The following is a 15,045-nucleotide window of genomic DNA, read 5'->3' as shown; positions in this document are numbered from 1 at the left end:
GGAGAGGCACGGCATGACCACCGCAGTCCCGCTGACCGCCCCAGCGCCAGGGTCCGGACCCACGGCACCCGTCGTCGAGATGTCCGGCATCACCATCGAGTTCCCCGGCGTCCGCGCGCTGGACGGGGTCGGCCTGCGGCTGTTCCCCGGCGAGGTGCACGCCCTCATGGGCGAGAACGGTGCCGGCAAGTCCACCCTGATCAAGGCCCTGACCGGGGTCTACCGGTACGACGCCGGGACGGTGACGGTCGCCGGGCAGGAGCAGCTCTTCGGCGTGCCCGCCGACGCCCAGGCCGCCGGCATCAGCACCGTGTACCAAGAGGTCAACCTCTGCCCCAACCTGACCGTCACCGAGAACATCGTGCTGGGCCGCGAGCCCCGCAAGCGCGGCTCGATCGACGCCCGCGCCTCACGCGCCCGGGCCCGCCGGGTGCTCGCCGAGCTGCACCTGGACCTCGACCCCGGCAGCATCCTGGGCCGGCACCCCATCGCCGTCCAGCAACTGGTCGCGATCGCCCGTGCCGTGGACACCGACTGCAAGGTGCTGGTGCTCGACGAGCCCACCTCCAGCCTGGACGCCGGCGAGGTCGCCGAGCTGTTCCGCGTCGTCCGCGAGCTGCGCGACCGCGGCGTCGCGATCCTCTTCGTCTCCCACTTCCTGGACCAGGTCTACGAGATCAGCGACCGGATGACGGTGCTGCGCAATGGCCGCCTGGTCGCCGAGCACCGCACCGCCGACCTGCCCCGCCTGCAGCTGGTGCAGGAGATGATCGGCCGCGAGCTCTCCACCCTGGAGCACCTGGACCGCGCGGCCGCCCAGCCCGCACCCACCGACGCCGTCCCCCGGCTGTCCGCCCGCGGCCTGGGCCGCACCGGGGCCATCTCACCCACCGACCTGGACGTGCACGCCGGTCGCGTCACCGGCCTGGCCGGGCTGCTGGGCTCCGGGCGCACCGAGCTCACCCGGCTGCTCTTCGGGGCGGACCGGGCCAGCACCGGCACCGTCGAGGTCGACGGCAAGCCGGTCCGGCTGCGCACCCCGCGCGCCGCGATCGCCCAGGGCATCGCCTTCTGCTCCGAGGACCGCAAGGGCGAGGGCGTCGTCGGCGACCTCACCGTCCGGGACAACGTGCTGCTGGCCCTGCAGGCCCGCCGTGGCTGGGTGCGCCGCATCCCGAAGAAGACCGGCGACGAGCTGGTGGCCAAGTACATCGCCGCCCTCGACGTCCGGCCCGCCGACCCCAACGCGCTGCTGCGCAACCTGTCCGGCGGCAACCAGCAGAAGGTGCTGCTGGCCCGCTGGCTGCTCACCGAGCCCCGGCTGCTGCTGCTCGACGAGCCCACCCGCGGCATCGACATCGGCGCCAAGGCCCAGATCCAGGCCCTCGTCAGCCAGCTGGCCGCCGAGGGCATGTCCGTCGTCTTCGTCTCCGCCGAGCTCGAGGAGGTGCTGCGGATCAGCGACCGGATCACCGTCCTGCGCGACCGTCGCACCGTGGCCGACCTCGACGGCCGGGACACCACCCTCGACGACGTCGTCGACCTGATCGCCCGTGGAGGCGACCGTGCCTGAGACCCCGAGCCCGACCCCCACCCCGCGCCGCCGGGTCGACCTGTCCTCCCCGGTCGTCTGGGCCGCAGCCGCCCTGCTGGCGCTGCTGCTGTTCAACGCCGTGGTCAACCCCGGCTTCTTCGGCCTCCGCATCCAGGACGGCCACCTGTTCGGCTCCCCGGTCGACGTGCTGAAGAACTCGGCCCCGACCCTGCTCATCGCCGTCGGCATGACCCTGGTCATCGCGACCCGCGGGATCGACCTGTCGGTCGGCGCCGTGCTCGCGATCTCCGGGTCCGTCGCCTTCACGATCATCGAGGGCTCGTCGGACCCGACCTCGACCGGCACCGCCGTCGTCGCGATCCTCACCGCGCTGGCCGTCGGCCTGCTGCTGGGCGCCTGGAACGGGTTCCTGGTCTCGGTGATCGGCATCCAGCCGATCATCGCCACCCTGGTGCTGATGACCGCCGGCCGCGGACTGGCCATGCTGGTCACCGACGGGCAGATCATCACTGCCGAGAGCCCGGCCTTCAGCTGGCTGGGCGGCGGCTTCGTCCTGGGCCTGCCGGCCCAGGTCGTCCTCACCCTCGCCGTGCTGCTGCTGGTCGCGGCCCTCACCCGCCGGACGGCGCTGGGCACCCTGATCGAGGCCGTCGGCACCAACCCCGAGGCAGCCCGCCTCGCCGGTGTCCGGTCCCGGTCGATCACCTGGACCGTCTACGTCTTCGTCGCCTTCACCGCCGCGGTCGCCGGGTTGATGACCACCGCGAACGTCAGCGCCGCAGACGCCAACCGGGCCGGGCTCTTCATCGAGCTGGACGCCATCCTCGCCGTCGTCATCGGCGGCACGTCGCTGGCCGGTGGCCGCTACTCGCTGACCGGCACGGTGATCGGCGCGCTGATCCTGCAGACGCTGACCACCACGGTGCTCACCATGGGCGTCCCCGACGAGTACATCCGGCTCTTCAAGGCCGTCGTCATCATCGCCGTCTTCCTGCTGCAGGCCCCGCGCATCCGCGCCGCCCTGAGCCGCCGGCGCGGTGGACCCCGGGCCGTCACCAGCCCCGCCGTCCCGGTGCCCCCGGTCGACGGTGCCGACGCCCGGCCGCTCACCCCGGCCGTGCCCGCCCCGGCGCGGGCCGCCGACGGCCCCAGCTCCACCTCCGACAGCTCCGTCGACTCCGACCAGGGAGCCCTCCGATGACCGTCTCCGACACCCGTCCCGCGCCCGCCCCGGCGCCGGAGGACACCGCCCCGCGGCGTACCGCCGCCCAGTCGGCCTACGCCTGGCTGCGCCGCACCGACACCGGATCCAGCACCTTCTCCGTGCTGGTCACCGCGGTCCTCCTCGTCGTGCTGTTCGGCGCCGGGTCCGCGCGGTACGAGAACTTCGGCTACCCGCAGGTCGCGCTGAACCTGCTGGTGGACAACGCGCACCTGATCGTGCTGGCCGTCGGGATGACGTTCGTGATCCTCACCGGGGGCATCGACCTGTCCTCCGGTGCGGTCGTCGCGCTGTCCACCGTGGTCACCGCCTCGCTGCTGGAGGCCGGCTGGCCCGCGCCGGTGGTGATCGTGCTGGTGCTGGCCATCGGCTCGTCGCTGGGCTGGGCGATGGGGGCCGCGGTGCACCACCTGCAGCTGCAGCCCTTCATCGTCACGCTGGCCGGGATGTTCCTGGCCCGCGGCCTGTGCTTCGTGATCAGCGAGCCCTCCATCCCGATCCGGGACGAGCTGTTCACCGGTCTGGCCCAGAACGTGATCGAGCTGCCCGGCAACACCTACCTGACCTACGGCGTCGTCATCGCCCTGGTGGTGGTCGCCGTCGCCGTCTACGTGCTGCACCGCACCCGCTTCGGCCGCACGGTCTACGCGATCGGCGGCAGCGAGCAGTCCGCCGGGCTGATGGGCCTGGCCGTGGGACGCACCAAGGTCGGCGTCTACGTGATCAGCGGCTTCTGCTCAGCGCTGGGTGGCCTGCTCTTCAGCCTCTACATCCTGTCGGGCTGGAGCCTGCACGCCATCGGCCTGGAGCTGGACGCGATCGCCGCGGTGGTCATCGGCGGCACGCTGCTGACCGGTGGTCGGGGCCTGGTCGTCGGGTCGCTGCTGGGTGTGCTCGTGCTGGGCACGATCCAGTCCTTGATCAGCTTCGACGGTGGACTGAGCTCCTGGTGGACCAAGATCACGATCGGGGTGCTGCTGCTGGTGTTCGTCGTCGTGCAGCGGGTCACCACCCGCCGGGATCGGTCGGTGACCTGACGTGACCGTCCTCGCTCGTCCGGGGCGGGACGAGGAGGCCGCGGGCCTCGTCCCCGCCCCGCGGGTGAGACGATCCGGACCGGACCCCCGGACACCGCCGGCGGGCGGGCGGGAGGTCAGGGTGGAGCCACGGTCGAGCCGACCGGCCGTCATGGCCGACGTCGCCCAGCTCGCCGGGGTCTCCCACCAGACCGTCTCGCGGGTGCTCAACGACCACCCCTACGTCAAGGACGAGACCCGCGAGCGCGTGCTGGCCGCGATGGCCAAGCTGGGCTACCGGCGCAACCTGACGGCGCGGGCGCTGGCCCGCCGGCAGTCCGACACCATCGGCGTGATCGCCTTCGACACCACGCTGCACGGCCCGGCCAGCACGCTGTTCAGCCTGGAGCAGGCCGCCCGCGCGGCCGGCTACGAGGTGCACGTGGTCACCGTGCCCGACCCGGACCCGCAGGCCTTCGCCGACGCCGTCGACCGGTTGGTCGACCAGTCGGTGTGCGGTGTGGTGGTCCTGGCCCCGCAGCGGGCCGCGGTCCAGGTGATGGCGGGGCTCCCGGCGGACCTGCCGGCCGTGGCGGTCGAGGGCGGGGCGGCACCGGGCGTGCCGTCGGTGGTGGTGGACCAGTTCGACGGCGCACTGCAGGCCACCCGTCACCTCATCGAGCTGGGCCACACCGAGATCGCGCACGTCCGCGGCCGGGAGGACTGGCTGGAGGCCAACGCCCGGGCCGACGGCTGGCGGCAGGCGGTCCTCGCGGCCGGGCTGACCGCGCGGGAGCCGCTGGCCGGGGACTGGAGCGCTCGGTCCGGGTACGACGCCGGGCTGCTGCTGCACGAGCGGTGGCCCGAGGTCACCGCGGTCTTCGTGGGGAACGACCACATGGCGCTGGGGTTGGTGCGGGCGCTGTCCGAGGCCGGGGTGGACGTGCCCGGCGACGTCAGCGTCGTGGGCTTCGACGACATCGCCGAGGCGGGGTACCTGCGGCCGCCGCTGACCACGGTGCACCAGGACTTCGCCGAGGTGGGACGGCGGTGCGTCGACGTCCTGGTCGAGCGGATCGACGCAGCCGAGCGGTGGTTCCAGGGTCAGCCGGTCGTGGTGCCCAGCCGGCTGGTGGTGCGGGCCTCGACCGGGCCCGTGCGGCGCTGAACCTCAGCTCAGGAGTGCGCTGACCGCGACGGCCAGGCCGGCGGCCGTGCAGGCCAGTCCGGCCGGCAGCAGGGCCATCCGGCGCAGCGCGGCCCGGCCGTCCGGTGGGCCGCCGGCCTTCATCGCCGGGCGGACGACCCGGAGGAAGACCGCGAGCAGCACCGCGCCGGCACCCAGCAACGCCACCGCGAGGGCCCAGCGCACCAGGGTCGTGTCCACGCCGCTGATCATGGCGCACCCGCGGGCGCGGTGGGGTCACCGGTGCAGCGGCGTCCGCCCCGGTCCCAGGTCGGCGTCCTCGGCGGCCCGACGGCCGGCGTGCCAGCCCGCGGCGTCCACCGTCCGGCCCGGCCGGGTGCGCAGCCGCGGGAAGAGCTCCTGCACGGTCGCGGCGACCGCCTCGTCGCGGCGGGCGAGCACCGGGACCAGGGCGCTGCCGTGCGCACCGGCCGCCTCGGCGGTGGCCTGCTCCCGCGCCTGGACGAGCCGTTCGCCCACCCGGGTGGCGTAGGAGTAGAGGAAGCCGCGGCGGAAGACCGCCGTGCGGGCACCCGTGCCGCCGGAGGTGGCGGCGGCCAGGGCGCGGGTGGCCTGCAGCAGCAGCGAGGTGAACAGCAGCTCCACCAGCCCCAGGTCGGTCGGGAGCCCGACGACCGTGGCGATGCCCAGCTCGGTCAGCAGAACCACCCGGCAGCCGTTCGCCGTGGCGACGGCCTGGAGCAGGTGGGCCTTGGGTTCGGCGTAGGGGTCGTCCAGGTGCAGTCGTCGGGCCAGCACGTCCGCGCCCAGGTCGACCGTCCCGCGGTCGGCGAGCACCGCGGCATCGATGGCGTGCCGGCTCATCAGCTGCTGGGCCTTCGCGGTCAGCGCGTCGGCCTCCTCCGGGAACTCGGTGCGCTCGGCCTTGGCCAGCAGCCCGCGCACCCGGCCCAGCACCTTCTGGTCCACGGGACCGCCGCGGGCCGGGCCGCCGGCCGCCCGGTGCTCGGGCCAGGCGGACGGCCCGGGCAGCAGCTGCTCGAGCCGGGGGAGCGTGGGCAGCAGCGCCAGCACCCGGACGACGTCCCGCCACGCGGTGGCCGCATCGACCTCGGTGGTGGCCCGCCAGCCGCTGAGCCCGGACGCCGTCCCGAGGCCGGGGAGCTGGTCGGCCCAGGCCAGCGGTGCCCGGTCGGCCGCCCGGGTGGTGGCAGCGTCGGTGACCAGCACCGCGGCGGCCAACCGCCCGGCCCGCCGGTTGACCCGGCGACCGGTGACGTGCACGACGTCGGCGGGCTGCCAGCCCCGGTCGTGCAGGTCGGACACCGCCCGGACCAGGGCGTCCTGCACGTCGGGGGAGTCGACCCCGGGCACCCGCCGGGCCAGCTCGGCGGTCACCGGGTCGAGTGCCTCCGCGGGGAGGTCGGCCTCCCGTACCGCGTCGGCCGCGGCCAGCACCAGCGCCAGGACCGGGTCGTCGTCGGGCCGCCGGGCGCGGCCGGTCCGCCAGGGGGTGCGCATGCCCCGAGCCTGCCCCACCCCGGCGTCGGCACGGCCCCCGCGGGTGGGGCCGGTGGACGGCACCCCCCGGTGTGGACGACGGCCGGCACCGCCGTCCCCTCCTGTGCCGGCCCGGACCGTCGGACCCCGGCGCTACCGTGCCGCCCACCTGACCCGGGAGGCCCGATGGACGTCGACGTGCGGACCCTGCTGCGGATGCGGCTGGCCGCCCAGGGGCTGACCCGCCCGCTGGGGACGTCGGTCGCCGACGTCGTCCGCGGGGCGTTCGCGCTGCAGGGCCAGGACCTCCGGCAGGTCGAGTGGGCGATCGGCTCCCGGCTGGCCGGCAGCAGCGTCGAGGACGTCTGGGCCGCCTTCGACTCCGGCGAGGTGGTCCGGGCGTGGCCGATGCGCGGCACGCTGTTCGCCCTCGCCCCGGCCGACCTGCGGCTGCTGCTGTCGCTGACCGGTGCGCGGCAGGTCGCCCAGACGGCCGGCCGGCACCGGCAGCTGGGACTGACCGAGGCCGACGTCGCACGGGCCGGCGCCGTCGCCCGCGCCGAGCTGACCGGGGGTGGGGTGCTCTCCCGGCCGGAGTTGCTGGCGGCCTTCACCGCAGCCGGGCTGGACGTGTCCGGTCAGCGCGGGCCGCACCTGTACGGCCGGCTGGCCCACGAGGGGCTGCTCTGCCTGGGCCCCCGGCACGGAGGTGCGGCGGGCGGTCCGGCGCAGGGCTTCGTGCTGCTGGACGAGTGGGCTCCGGGGGAGTCCCCGACCGACCGCGGGAGCGCCGTGGCCGAGGTGGTCCGCCGCTACCTGGCCGGACACGGGCCGGCCAGCGACCGCGACCTCGCCTGGTGGACCAAGCTGACGCTCACCGAGGTCCGCGCCGGGCTGGCCGCGGTGCGCGACGAGCTGACCGAGGTGCGGTGCGGTGACGGGGTGCACTGGACCCTCGGTGACCCGCCCCCGGCCGAGCCCGGCGGGGTGCTGGCGCTGGCCGGCTACGACGAGGTGCTGCTGGGCTACACCGACCGCTCGCACGGGTTGGCCCCCGAGCACGCCGACCGGGTGGTGCCCGGCCAGAACGGCGTGTTCTCCCCCGTCGTCGCCGATGACGGCCAGGTGGTCGGGACCTGGCGCCGGGTCGTCACCCGGGGGCGCGCGGCCGTCGACGTCACCCCCTTCGTCGACGTGCCCGACGAGGTGGCGGCACGGTACGAGGCGGCCGCGGCCGCGGTGCTCGTCTTCCGCGGCGGCGCCTGATCAGGCGCGCGGGCGGATCTTCCCGGCGGCGTCGCGGGCGGTGGCCCGGGCGGTGTCGACGTCCTCGTCGCGGGCCAGGGCCACGCCCATCCGGCGACGGGTGAAGCTCTCGGGCTTCCCGAAGAGGCGGATGTCGACCCCGGGGACGGCGAGGGCCTCGTCGACGCCGTCGAAGACGATGCCGGTGGCCTCCACCCCGCCGTAGACGACGGCCGAGGCGCCGGCGTTGCGCAGCGAGGTGTCCACCGGCAGGCCGAGCAGGGCGCGGGCGTGCAGCTCGAACTCGTTCTGCCACTGGGTGGACATGGTGACCATGCCGGTGTCGTGGGGCCGCGGGCTGACCTCGGAGAACCACACGTCGTCGCCGCGGACGAACAGCTCGACGCCGAACAGGCCCAGCCCGCCCAGGTCGTCGGTGACCGCGGCCGCGATGGCCTGCGCGCGCTCCAGGGCGAGCTCGGACATCGGCTGGGGCTGCCAGCTCTCGACGTAGTCACCGGCCTCCTGGCGGTGGCCGATCGGCGCGCAGAAGTCGGTCACCGGCTGCCCGTCGCGCAGCGAGCGGACGGTCAGCAGGGTGATCTCGTAGTCGAAGTCGACGAAGCCCTCCACGATCACCCGGGTGCCGGCGACCCGGCTGCCGGCCATCGCGTGCTCCCAGGCACCGGCGACGTCGTCCGCGGTGCGCAGGGTGCTCTGCCCCTTCCCGGAGGAGGACATCACCGGCTTGACCACGCATGGGAACCCGACGGCGGTGGCACCGGCCTGCAGCTCCTCGAGGGAGTCGCAGAACCGGTAGTCACTGGTCGGCAGGCCCAGGGTCTCGGCGGCGAGGCGGCGGATGCCCTCCCGGTCCATGGTCAGCCGGGCCGCGCGGGCGGTCGGCACCACCCGGACGCCCTCGGCCTCCAGCTCCACCAGCGTCGGGGTCGCTATCGCCTCGATCTCGGGGACGACGACGTCGGGCCGCTCCGCCTCGACGAGTGCGCGCAGCTGCGCCGGGTCGCTCATGGTGATGGTGCGCTGGTGGTGGGCGACCTGGTGGCCGGGCGCGTCGTCGTAGCGGTCCACCGCGATGGTCTCCACGCCCAGGCGCTGCAGCGCGATCAGCACCTCCTTGGCCAGCTCACCGCTGCCCAGCAGCATCACGCGGGTCGCGGACGGGGAGAGCGGCGTGCCCAGGGAGACCATGCGTGGAGGCTAAACGGCCTCGCCTGGACCGACCCGGGAGCCCGTCGCCGGCGGGCACCGGGTGAGGCCGGCGGGTCAGTCGACCTCGGCGCGCAGCACCGTGCCCTCCAGCGACAACCACACCCGCGAGCTCGACGGGCTGTAGCGCTCGGAGACCGTCACGAGCACGTCGCCGTAGGCGGGGAAGGGTCGTTCCACGACCAGCTGAAGGAAGTCGACGTCCTCGGCGTCCTGGCGCAGCGCCCGGTTGCCCGTGGTGAGCAGGTCGGTCAGCACAGCACCGGTGACCCCGTCGAGGGCGAACTCCGCCTCCGGCGGCGGTGCCGAGGCCAGCGTGTCGGAGTCGCCGTCGCCGGGGGAGTCGAAGGCGTACTCGTGGTACCGGGTCCAGACCTGGCTGGTCGGGTCGAAGAGCACGACCGAGACCTCGCCGTCGTCCACCGAGACCTGGGTCGCACGGCTGCTGCCGGCCTGGGCGACGGCGGCGTCGAGCGCGGTCTGCAGGCGGTCGGGCTCGGTGAAGGGGACGTCCTCGGTGGAGCGGTCCGCTGCCTCGTCGGACCCCTGGGAGGCGAGCGCGGGCGCCAGGCCGGCCTTCTCCGCGACCACCGCGCCGAGGCACAGCAGGAGGCCCACGACCAGGCCCACGGCACGCCCACCGGGCCCGGACCGGCCGCCGGCGGGCGCGGTGGCCGAGGGGATCGGCGGGGTCACAGCGCGTCCTGCTGGACGTAGAGGAGGTCCCCGGACGCCGTGGCCCAGAGCACGTCGCCCCAGTCGCCCTGCACCCGGAGGGTGACCTCGTCGCGCAACCCCGTGGGCACGTCCACGACCGTCACCAGGTCCTGGTCCCCACCCCAGGTGTCGGGGTGCTGCAGGCGGGCCCGGTCGAGGACCCGGGACAACGCGTGGGGACCGACGTCCCGGGGGGAGAAGCGGACGGGCGGGAACGGGCCGCTCGCCGGGTCCGCCGCGGCGGGCTCGACGCGGGCGGTGAACCCGCCCGGCGCGGACGGGTCCGCGCGCACCGTGATGGTCGTCAGCACCGTCGGACCGGCCACGGTCAGCTCGACCTCGTCGTCGGTCACCTCGATGCGTTCCAGCGTCGTCACACCGTGCTGCCGCGTCGCCCACTCCAGGGCGTCCCCCAGGACCCGGCCGGCGGAGAAGCCGGGGGCGCCGGGGGGCCGGGCGGGTGTCCGTCCGCGGCCCGGTCGGGTGCCCGGTTGCGGGCGCTGCGGGGAGCGCAGGGCGAGGAGCCCGGACACCGTGAGCAGGACGAACGCGGACAGGGCCGAGTACGGACGGGCGACGTCGGCCGCGAAGGCACCCACGGACCCCAGCCCCAGCCCCAGGACGAGACCCCTCACGAACCGCACGTGACCTCCGGGCAACGGTGGGTGGTGACGTCGACACTAGTGAGGCAGGGCCCTCCGACGGCCGGCCGGTCGACGGTGACGACGCCCACCGCCCCGGAGTGGCTACCGGCGGGTGACCGGCGGACCATCGACGGGGAGACACCGTCGTCACGAGGAGAACCCACCACATGACCGCCGACCTGCTGACCGGGGACTTCTTCGGGTACGAGACCCTGCTGTCCGACGAGGAGCGCAAGGAGCTGCAGTCGCTCCGGGAGTTCCTGGACGAGAAGGTGCGCCCGCGGGTGAACGCCGCCTGGGCCGCCGCCGAGTTCCCGATGGACCTGATCCCCGAGTTCGCCTCGATCGACGTGGTGGGGCGCGCCTACGAGTGGGACGGCCGGGTGCCGGCGTCCAAGCTCTACGGCGGGTTCCAGGCACTGGAGCTGTCCCGCGTCGACCCCTCGATCGCCACCTTCCTGGGCGTGCACAACGGCCTGGCGATGGGCTCGATCATGATCCTGGGCTCGGAGGAGCAGCGGCAGCGCTGGATCCCGGAGATGATGTCGATGGACAAGATCGGCGCCTTCGCCCTCACCGAGCCCGAGGGCGGTTCCGACGTCGCCCGCGGCCTGCGCACCACCGCCCGCCGGGACGGTGACTCCTGGGTGCTCAACGGCGCCAAGCGCTGGATCGGCAACGGCACCTTCGCCGACCACGTCGTCGTCTTCGCCCGGGACGAGGCCGACGACGCGGTGAAGACCTTCGTCGTGGACAAGGGCACCCCGGGCTTCACCGCCACCAAGATCGAGGACAAGTTCGCGCTGCGGACCGTGCAGAACGCCGACATCACCTTCGTCGACTGCCGCATCCCCGCCGACCACAAGCTCGAGGGCGGCAACACCTTCAAGGACGTCAACAAGGTCCTCAAGGTGACCCGCGGCGGGGTGGCCTGGTCCGGTGTCGGCTGCCAGATGGGCGCCTACGAGTACGCGGTGGCCTACGCCAAGGAGCGCGAGCAGTTCGGCAAGCCGATCGGCAGCTACCAGCTGATCCAGGACCTGCTGGCCAAGATGCTCGGCAACGTCACCGCCTCGCTGGGCATGGTCGTGCGGATCGCCCAGCTGCAGGAGACCGACGACCTGCGCGACGACCAGGCCGCGCTGGCCAAGGCCTACGTCACCGCCCGCGGGCGAGAGACCGTGGCGATGGCCCGCGAGCTGTTCGGGGGCAACGGGATCGTGCTGGAGAACAACGTCATCCGGTACTTCAACGACGCCGAGGCGCTGTACTCCTACGAGGGCACCCGGGAGATGAACACCCTCATCGTGGGCCGCTCGGTCACCGGGATGAGCGCCTTCGTCTGAGGCTGCAGCGCTGGTGGAGTGACAGGGACGCGGGATCCGCGCCCTGCCACTCCACCCGCGGGGCGTACAGTTAGGTGACCCTAACCAGTACGACCGTGGAGGACCGCGTGACACAGGCACCGCGCAAGCGCCGGGTGACCCGGGTGGGCACCGTCGTCCGCACCGAGCGGGTGACCCCGCACCTGGTCCGCGTCGTCCTCGGCGGGGAGTCGCTGGCCGGCTTCGGCGCCGGCGACTTCACCGACCACTACGTCAAGCTGCAGCTCCCACCGGCCGGGGCGCCCTACGCCGCGCCCTTCGACGTCGACGCCGTCCAGGCCGAGCAGCCGCGCGAGCTGTGGCCGGTCAGCCGCACGTACACCGTGCGCGCCTGGGACGCCGAGGCCACCGAGCTCACCATCGACTTCGTCACCCACGGGGACGACGGCGTCGCAGGCCCCTGGGCCGCGGCCGCGCAGCCCGGCGACCTGCTGCAGTTCGCCGGGCCCGGCGGCGCCTACGCCCCCGCCCCGGACGCCGCCTGGCACCTGCTGGCCGGCGACGACTCCGCGCTGCCCGCGATCGCCGCGGCACTGCCCCGGCTGCCGGACGGCGTCCCGGCGCAGGTGTTCGTCGAGGTCGAGGGCCCGGCCGACGAGCAGGACCTGCCCGGCGTCACCTGGGTGTACCGCGGTTCGCAGCCGGTCGGTGCCGCCCTCACGGCGGCGGTGCTGGCCGCGGACCGTCCCGAGGGCACCCCGCACGCCTTCGTGCACGGGGAGGCCGGGTTCGTCCGCGAGCTGCGCCGGTTCCTGCGGGCCGAGCTGGACCTGCCGCGCGAGCTGATGAGCGTGTCGGGCTACTGGCGGCTGGGCCGCACCGAGGACCGGTGGCAGGCCGAGAAGCCCGAGTGGAACGCTGCCGTCGAGGCCGACGAGGCCGCGCTCACCGTCTGAGACGGCGGGCGCGGCCCCGTGGGTCACATGTCGCGGTAGCGCTTGGCCTGGGCCGTGGCCTCGCGGAGCTGCTCGACGTCGAACTCCGGGCCGTAGCCGGGGGTGTCGCGCTGGATGCGCCAGCCCTCGGCGAGCGGGCCGACGTCGAAGGTGTCGAAGCCGATGGCGTCGATGTAGCCGGCCACCCACGCCTTGGCGTCGGCGTCGTCCCCGGCGATGACCAGCGCCCGGCGGTGCTCGGTGCCGGTGGCGGTGCGCTTGCTGGTCAGGTGCTCGCTGTAGATGTGGTTGAACGCCTTGACGACCGTCGAGGTGGGCAGGTGGCGCTGGGCCATCTCCGCGGTGGTCGTCGTCTCCTCGTCGAGCTCGGCGATGTGGCCGTCCCGCTCGGGGTAGTAGTTGTTGGTGTCGATGACGGTCTTGCCGGCCAGCGGCTCGACCGGCACGTCGGCCAGGTTCTTCAGCGGGACGGTGACGACGACGACCTCGCCGGCCTCCCCGGCCTCGGTGGCGGTGGCCGCCCGGATGGAGCCCTGCCGCGACGGGCGGGCCTCGATCTCGGCGACCAGGTCGGCCAGGGTCTCCGGGCCGCGGGAGTTGGACAGGACGACGTCGTAGCCGGCGTCGGTGCTGATGCGGGCGAGCTGGGCGCCGATCTGGCCGGCGCCGATGATGCCGATGGTGGTCATGTGGGGTCGAACGCCGGGCGTCCCCGCGCATTCCTCCCTGCGGAGTGCCCAGGAGGAGTTCTCCTGGGCGCCGGCACTCCGCTCAGCCGGTCCACGGGAAGCGCGGGGGACGGCGCTGGGTGAACGCGGCCACGCCCTCGGCCAGCTCGCCGGCGGTGGTGGTCTCCCGGTACCAGCGGTCCGCGACGGCCTCGGCGTCCCCGCCGTGCAGGAGGGCGGCGACGACCTCCTTGGTGGCCCGCTGGGACAGCGCCGACCGGGAGGCGAGGACGGTGGCGGACCGGGCGACGACGTCGGCCAGGTCGGCGGGGGAGGTCACCTCGTCGACCAGGCCCACCCGCAGCGCGGTCGCGGCGTCCAGCAGCTCCCCGCTGAGCAGCAGCCGCTTCGTGGTGGCCGGCCCGACCAGGTCCAGCAGGGCCCGGGTCGGGGCCGGCGGGTAGACGATGCCGACCTTGGCCGGGGTGACACCGAAGACGGCGGTGTCGTCGGCGAACCGCAGGTCGCAGCAGGCCGCGAGCTCGACGCCGCCGCCGATGCAGTGCCCGCGGACCAGCGCGACCGTCGGGCGCGGGAAGTGCCGGAGGGCGTGCTGGGCGGCCAGGTTCGCCGCCCGCAGCTGCGCCATCGGGTCGGCGGGGTCCGGGCCGCCGAGCAGGTCGGAGATGTCGGCGCCGGAGCAGAACGAGGGGCCGGCCCCGGTCACCACCAGCACCCGGACCCGCTCGTCGGCGGCCAGGCCGTCCAGCAGCCCCGGGACCGCGGCCCACATGGCACCGGTCATCGCGTTGCGCTTGTGCGCCCGGTCGATGGTCAGCGTGGCGACCGCCCCGTCGACCGTGACCGTGAGGTCGCTCATCCCAGGTCGCTCATCCCAGGTCGTCGGTGCCGAAGGTGTCGCAGGCGTTGGGGTCACCGGACTCGAAGCCGGTGGTGAACCAGCGCTGGCGCTGCTCGGAGGAGCCGTGGGTGAAGGCGTCCTGGTCGACGTTGCCGTCGCCCAGGTTGGTCTGGATGAAGTCGTCGCCGATCCGGCCGGCGGCGTCGAGGGCCGCGTCGACGTCGTCGGAGGTGATCTCCTCGATCAGCGGCGCCCCGGACTCGTCGGGCACGGTCGTGGCGTGGTTGGCCCAGGTGCCGGCATAGCAGTCGGCCTGCAGCTCCAGCCGCACGGTGCCGCTGGTGGGGCCGGTCTCCCCGGGCTGGACCTGGGCGTTGGTGCCCAGCAGGTTCTGCACGTGGTGGCCGTACTCGTGGGCCAGGATGTAGGCGTTGACGAAGGGCCCGCCCTCGGCGCCGAACTGGGTCTGCAGGTCCTGGTAGAAGGACAGGTCGATGTAGACCAGCTGGTCGGCCGGGCAGTAGAACGGCCCCGAGCCCGAGGTGGCCCCACCGCACCGGGTCTGCACCTGGCCGGAGAAGAACACGGTGTCGGTGGGCACGTAGCCCTCCAGGTTCTGCTCCCAGAAGTCCTGGATCGAGTCGATGTTGGCCGCCGTCGCGCAGTCGGCGCTGTCGTTGGCGTCGGCCCCGGTCTGGCAGGACTGCTCCAGCTGGGTGTTGTCGGCGGTCTCGCCCTGGCTCAGCCCGCCGAGCACGTCCTGCAGCCCGGACGACGCGGACCCGCCCCCGCCCCCGCCGCCGCCGAGGACCTGGAACAGCACCACGACGATCAGCCCGACGACGCCGAGCCCACCGCCGCCGACGGCCAGGCCGCGGCCGCCCCGACCACCGCCCCCGCCGCGACGGTCCTGCACTCCGGAGGTGTCGATGTCGGCGCCCTCGCGGTACCTCATGGC

15 protein-coding genes are annotated in these 15,045 nt (G+C 74.3%); 7 read left to right on the top strand and 8 right to left on the bottom strand.

What is annotated here, in order from left to right:
• The first annotated feature begins 13 nt into the window (after window positions 1-13).
• The 4 genes from AC0IVP_RS07320 (at window position 14) to AC0IVP_RS07305 (ending at window position 4,961) form a co-directional block, all read left to right on the top strand.
• Window positions 14-1,573, top strand: coding sequence for a sugar ABC transporter ATP-binding protein (locus tag AC0IVP_RS07320; RefSeq protein ID WP_056296925.1), 1,560 nt, complete (start codon window positions 14-16; stop codon window positions 1,571-1,573).
• Window positions 1,566-2,756, top strand: a complete 1,191-nt coding sequence (locus AC0IVP_RS07315) for an ABC transporter permease (protein WP_471755565.1) — start codon at window positions 1,566-1,568, stop codon at window positions 2,754-2,756. Before AC0IVP_RS07320 ends, AC0IVP_RS07315 begins: the two co-directional genes overlap by 8 nt.
• Window positions 2,753-3,814 (top strand): galactofuranose ABC transporter, permease protein YjfF, encoded by a 1,062-nt coding sequence (yjfF, locus tag AC0IVP_RS07310; protein ID WP_082557007.1) that lies wholly within the window; start codon window positions 2,753-2,755, stop codon window positions 3,812-3,814. The genes AC0IVP_RS07315 and yjfF overlap by 4 nt, the downstream gene beginning before the upstream one ends.
• Window positions 3,815-3,935: 121 nt before the next feature.
• Complete coding sequence (locus tag AC0IVP_RS07305; RefSeq protein ID WP_235564841.1) at window positions 3,936-4,961, top strand: LacI family DNA-binding transcriptional regulator; 1,026 nt, start codon at window positions 3,936-3,938, stop codon at window positions 4,959-4,961.
• Window positions 4,962-4,964: 3 nt separating this feature from the next.
• On the opposite strand, the gene AC0IVP_RS07300 is transcribed toward AC0IVP_RS07305, so the two are convergent.
• Window positions 4,965-5,180 carry a hypothetical protein gene (locus AC0IVP_RS07300; protein WP_157519456.1) on the bottom strand — a complete coding sequence of 72 codons (216 nt, stop codon included), beginning with the start codon at window positions 5,178-5,180 and terminating at the stop codon, window positions 4,965-4,967.
• A 36-nt stretch (window positions 5,181-5,216) separates the two neighbouring features.
• Entirely contained in the window at window positions 5,217-6,461 is a 1,245-nt protein-coding gene (locus tag AC0IVP_RS07295; RefSeq protein ID WP_471755563.1) for a DUF2786 domain-containing protein, read from the bottom strand.
• 165 nt (window positions 6,462-6,626) lie between these two features.
• Between AC0IVP_RS07295 and AC0IVP_RS07290 the strand changes: the two genes are divergently transcribed.
• Window positions 6,627-7,706 carry a winged helix DNA-binding domain-containing protein gene (locus AC0IVP_RS07290; RefSeq protein ID WP_471755561.1) on the top strand — a complete coding sequence of 360 codons (1,080 nt, stop codon included), beginning with the start codon at window positions 6,627-6,629 and terminating at the stop codon, window positions 7,704-7,706.
• Here the strand turns inward: AC0IVP_RS07290 and purT are convergent, their stop codons facing one another.
• The 3 genes from purT to AC0IVP_RS07275 all read right to left on the bottom strand — a co-directional run bounded on the left by purT (window position 7,707) and on the right by AC0IVP_RS07275 (window position 10,267).
• On the bottom strand, window positions 7,707-8,897 hold the full coding sequence (purT, locus tag AC0IVP_RS07285; protein ID WP_471755559.1) for a formate-dependent phosphoribosylglycinamide formyltransferase: 1,191 nt from the start codon (window positions 8,895-8,897) through the stop codon (window positions 7,707-7,709).
• Window positions 8,898-8,972: 75 nt separating this feature from the next.
• Window positions 8,973-9,611, bottom strand: coding sequence for a hypothetical protein (locus tag AC0IVP_RS07280; protein WP_056296947.1), 639 nt, complete (start codon window positions 9,609-9,611; stop codon window positions 8,973-8,975).
• Window positions 9,608-10,267 carry a hypothetical protein gene (locus tag AC0IVP_RS07275; protein WP_471755557.1) on the bottom strand — a complete coding sequence of 220 codons (660 nt, stop codon included), beginning with the start codon at window positions 10,265-10,267 and terminating at the stop codon, window positions 9,608-9,610. Before AC0IVP_RS07275 ends, AC0IVP_RS07280 begins: the two co-directional genes overlap by 4 nt.
• Window positions 10,268-10,443: 176 nt before the next feature.
• Here AC0IVP_RS07275 and AC0IVP_RS07270 point away from each other — a divergent pair, with 176 nt between their 5' ends.
• Entirely contained in the window at window positions 10,444-11,622 is a 1,179-nt protein-coding gene (locus tag AC0IVP_RS07270; protein WP_056296953.1) for an acyl-CoA dehydrogenase family protein, read from the top strand.
• A 107-nt stretch (window positions 11,623-11,729) separates the two neighbouring features.
• Window positions 11,730-12,557: a siderophore-interacting protein gene (locus tag AC0IVP_RS07265; protein WP_056296960.1), complete on the top strand. Its 828-nt coding sequence runs from the start codon at window positions 11,730-11,732 to the stop codon at window positions 12,555-12,557.
• A 23-nt stretch (window positions 12,558-12,580) separates the two neighbouring features.
• Here AC0IVP_RS07265 and AC0IVP_RS07260 read toward each other — a convergent pair whose 3' ends face one another.
• The 3 genes from AC0IVP_RS07260 to ypfJ all read right to left on the bottom strand — a co-directional run bounded on the left by AC0IVP_RS07260 (window position 12,581) and on the right by ypfJ (window position 15,042).
• The gene (locus AC0IVP_RS07260; protein WP_056296963.1) at window positions 12,581-13,246 is read right to left on the bottom strand and encodes an NADPH-dependent F420 reductase; all 666 of its coding nucleotides are present in this window, start codon (window positions 13,244-13,246) and stop codon (window positions 12,581-12,583) included.
• Window positions 13,247-13,328: 82 nt separating this feature from the next.
• Complete coding sequence (locus AC0IVP_RS07255; RefSeq protein WP_471755555.1) at window positions 13,329-14,105, bottom strand: enoyl-CoA hydratase/isomerase family protein; 777 nt, start codon at window positions 14,103-14,105, stop codon at window positions 13,329-13,331.
• Window positions 14,106-14,115: 10 nt separating this feature from the next.
• Window positions 14,116-15,042, bottom strand: a complete 927-nt coding sequence (gene ypfJ / locus AC0IVP_RS07250) for a KPN_02809 family neutral zinc metallopeptidase (RefSeq protein WP_471755553.1) — start codon at window positions 15,040-15,042, stop codon at window positions 14,116-14,118.
• Between the last annotated feature and the right edge of the window lie 3 nt (window positions 15,043-15,045).

It is taken from the genome of Klenkia sp. AC732 (assembly GCF_979256525.1).
Note: the sequence above shows the minus strand (reverse complement) of the source record. Positions and strands in the feature narration are given on the sequence as shown.

Bases quoted from the DNA above. Each gene is read 5' to 3' on its own strand.
- AC0IVP_RS07295 (WP_471755563.1), bottom strand. From the start codon at position 6,461: ATGCGCACCCCCTGGCGGACCGGCCGCGCCCGGCGGCCCGACGACGAC.
- AC0IVP_RS07290 (WP_471755561.1), top strand. From the start codon at position 6,627: ATGGACGTCGACGTGCGGACCCTGCTGCGGATGCGGCTGGCCGCCCAG.
- yjfF (WP_082557007.1), top strand. From the start codon at position 2,753: ATGACCGTCTCCGACACCCGTCCCGCGCCCGCCCCGGCGCCGGAGGAC.
- purT (WP_471755559.1), bottom strand. From the start codon at position 8,897: ATGGTCTCCCTGGGCACGCCGCTCTCCCCGTCCGCGACCCGCGTGATG.
- ypfJ (WP_471755553.1), bottom strand. From the start codon at position 15,042: ATGAGGTACCGCGAGGGCGCCGACATCGACACCTCCGGAGTGCAGGAC.
- AC0IVP_RS07270 (WP_056296953.1), top strand. From the start codon at position 10,444: ATGACCGCCGACCTGCTGACCGGGGACTTCTTCGGGTACGAGACCCTG.
- AC0IVP_RS07255 (WP_471755555.1), bottom strand. From the start codon at position 14,105: ATGAGCGACCTCACGGTCACGGTCGACGGGGCGGTCGCCACGCTGACC.
- AC0IVP_RS07260 (WP_056296963.1), bottom strand. From the start codon at position 13,246: ATGACCACCATCGGCATCATCGGCGCCGGCCAGATCGGCGCCCAGCTC.
- AC0IVP_RS07320 (WP_056296925.1), top strand. From the start codon at position 14: ATGACCACCGCAGTCCCGCTGACCGCCCCAGCGCCAGGGTCCGGACCC.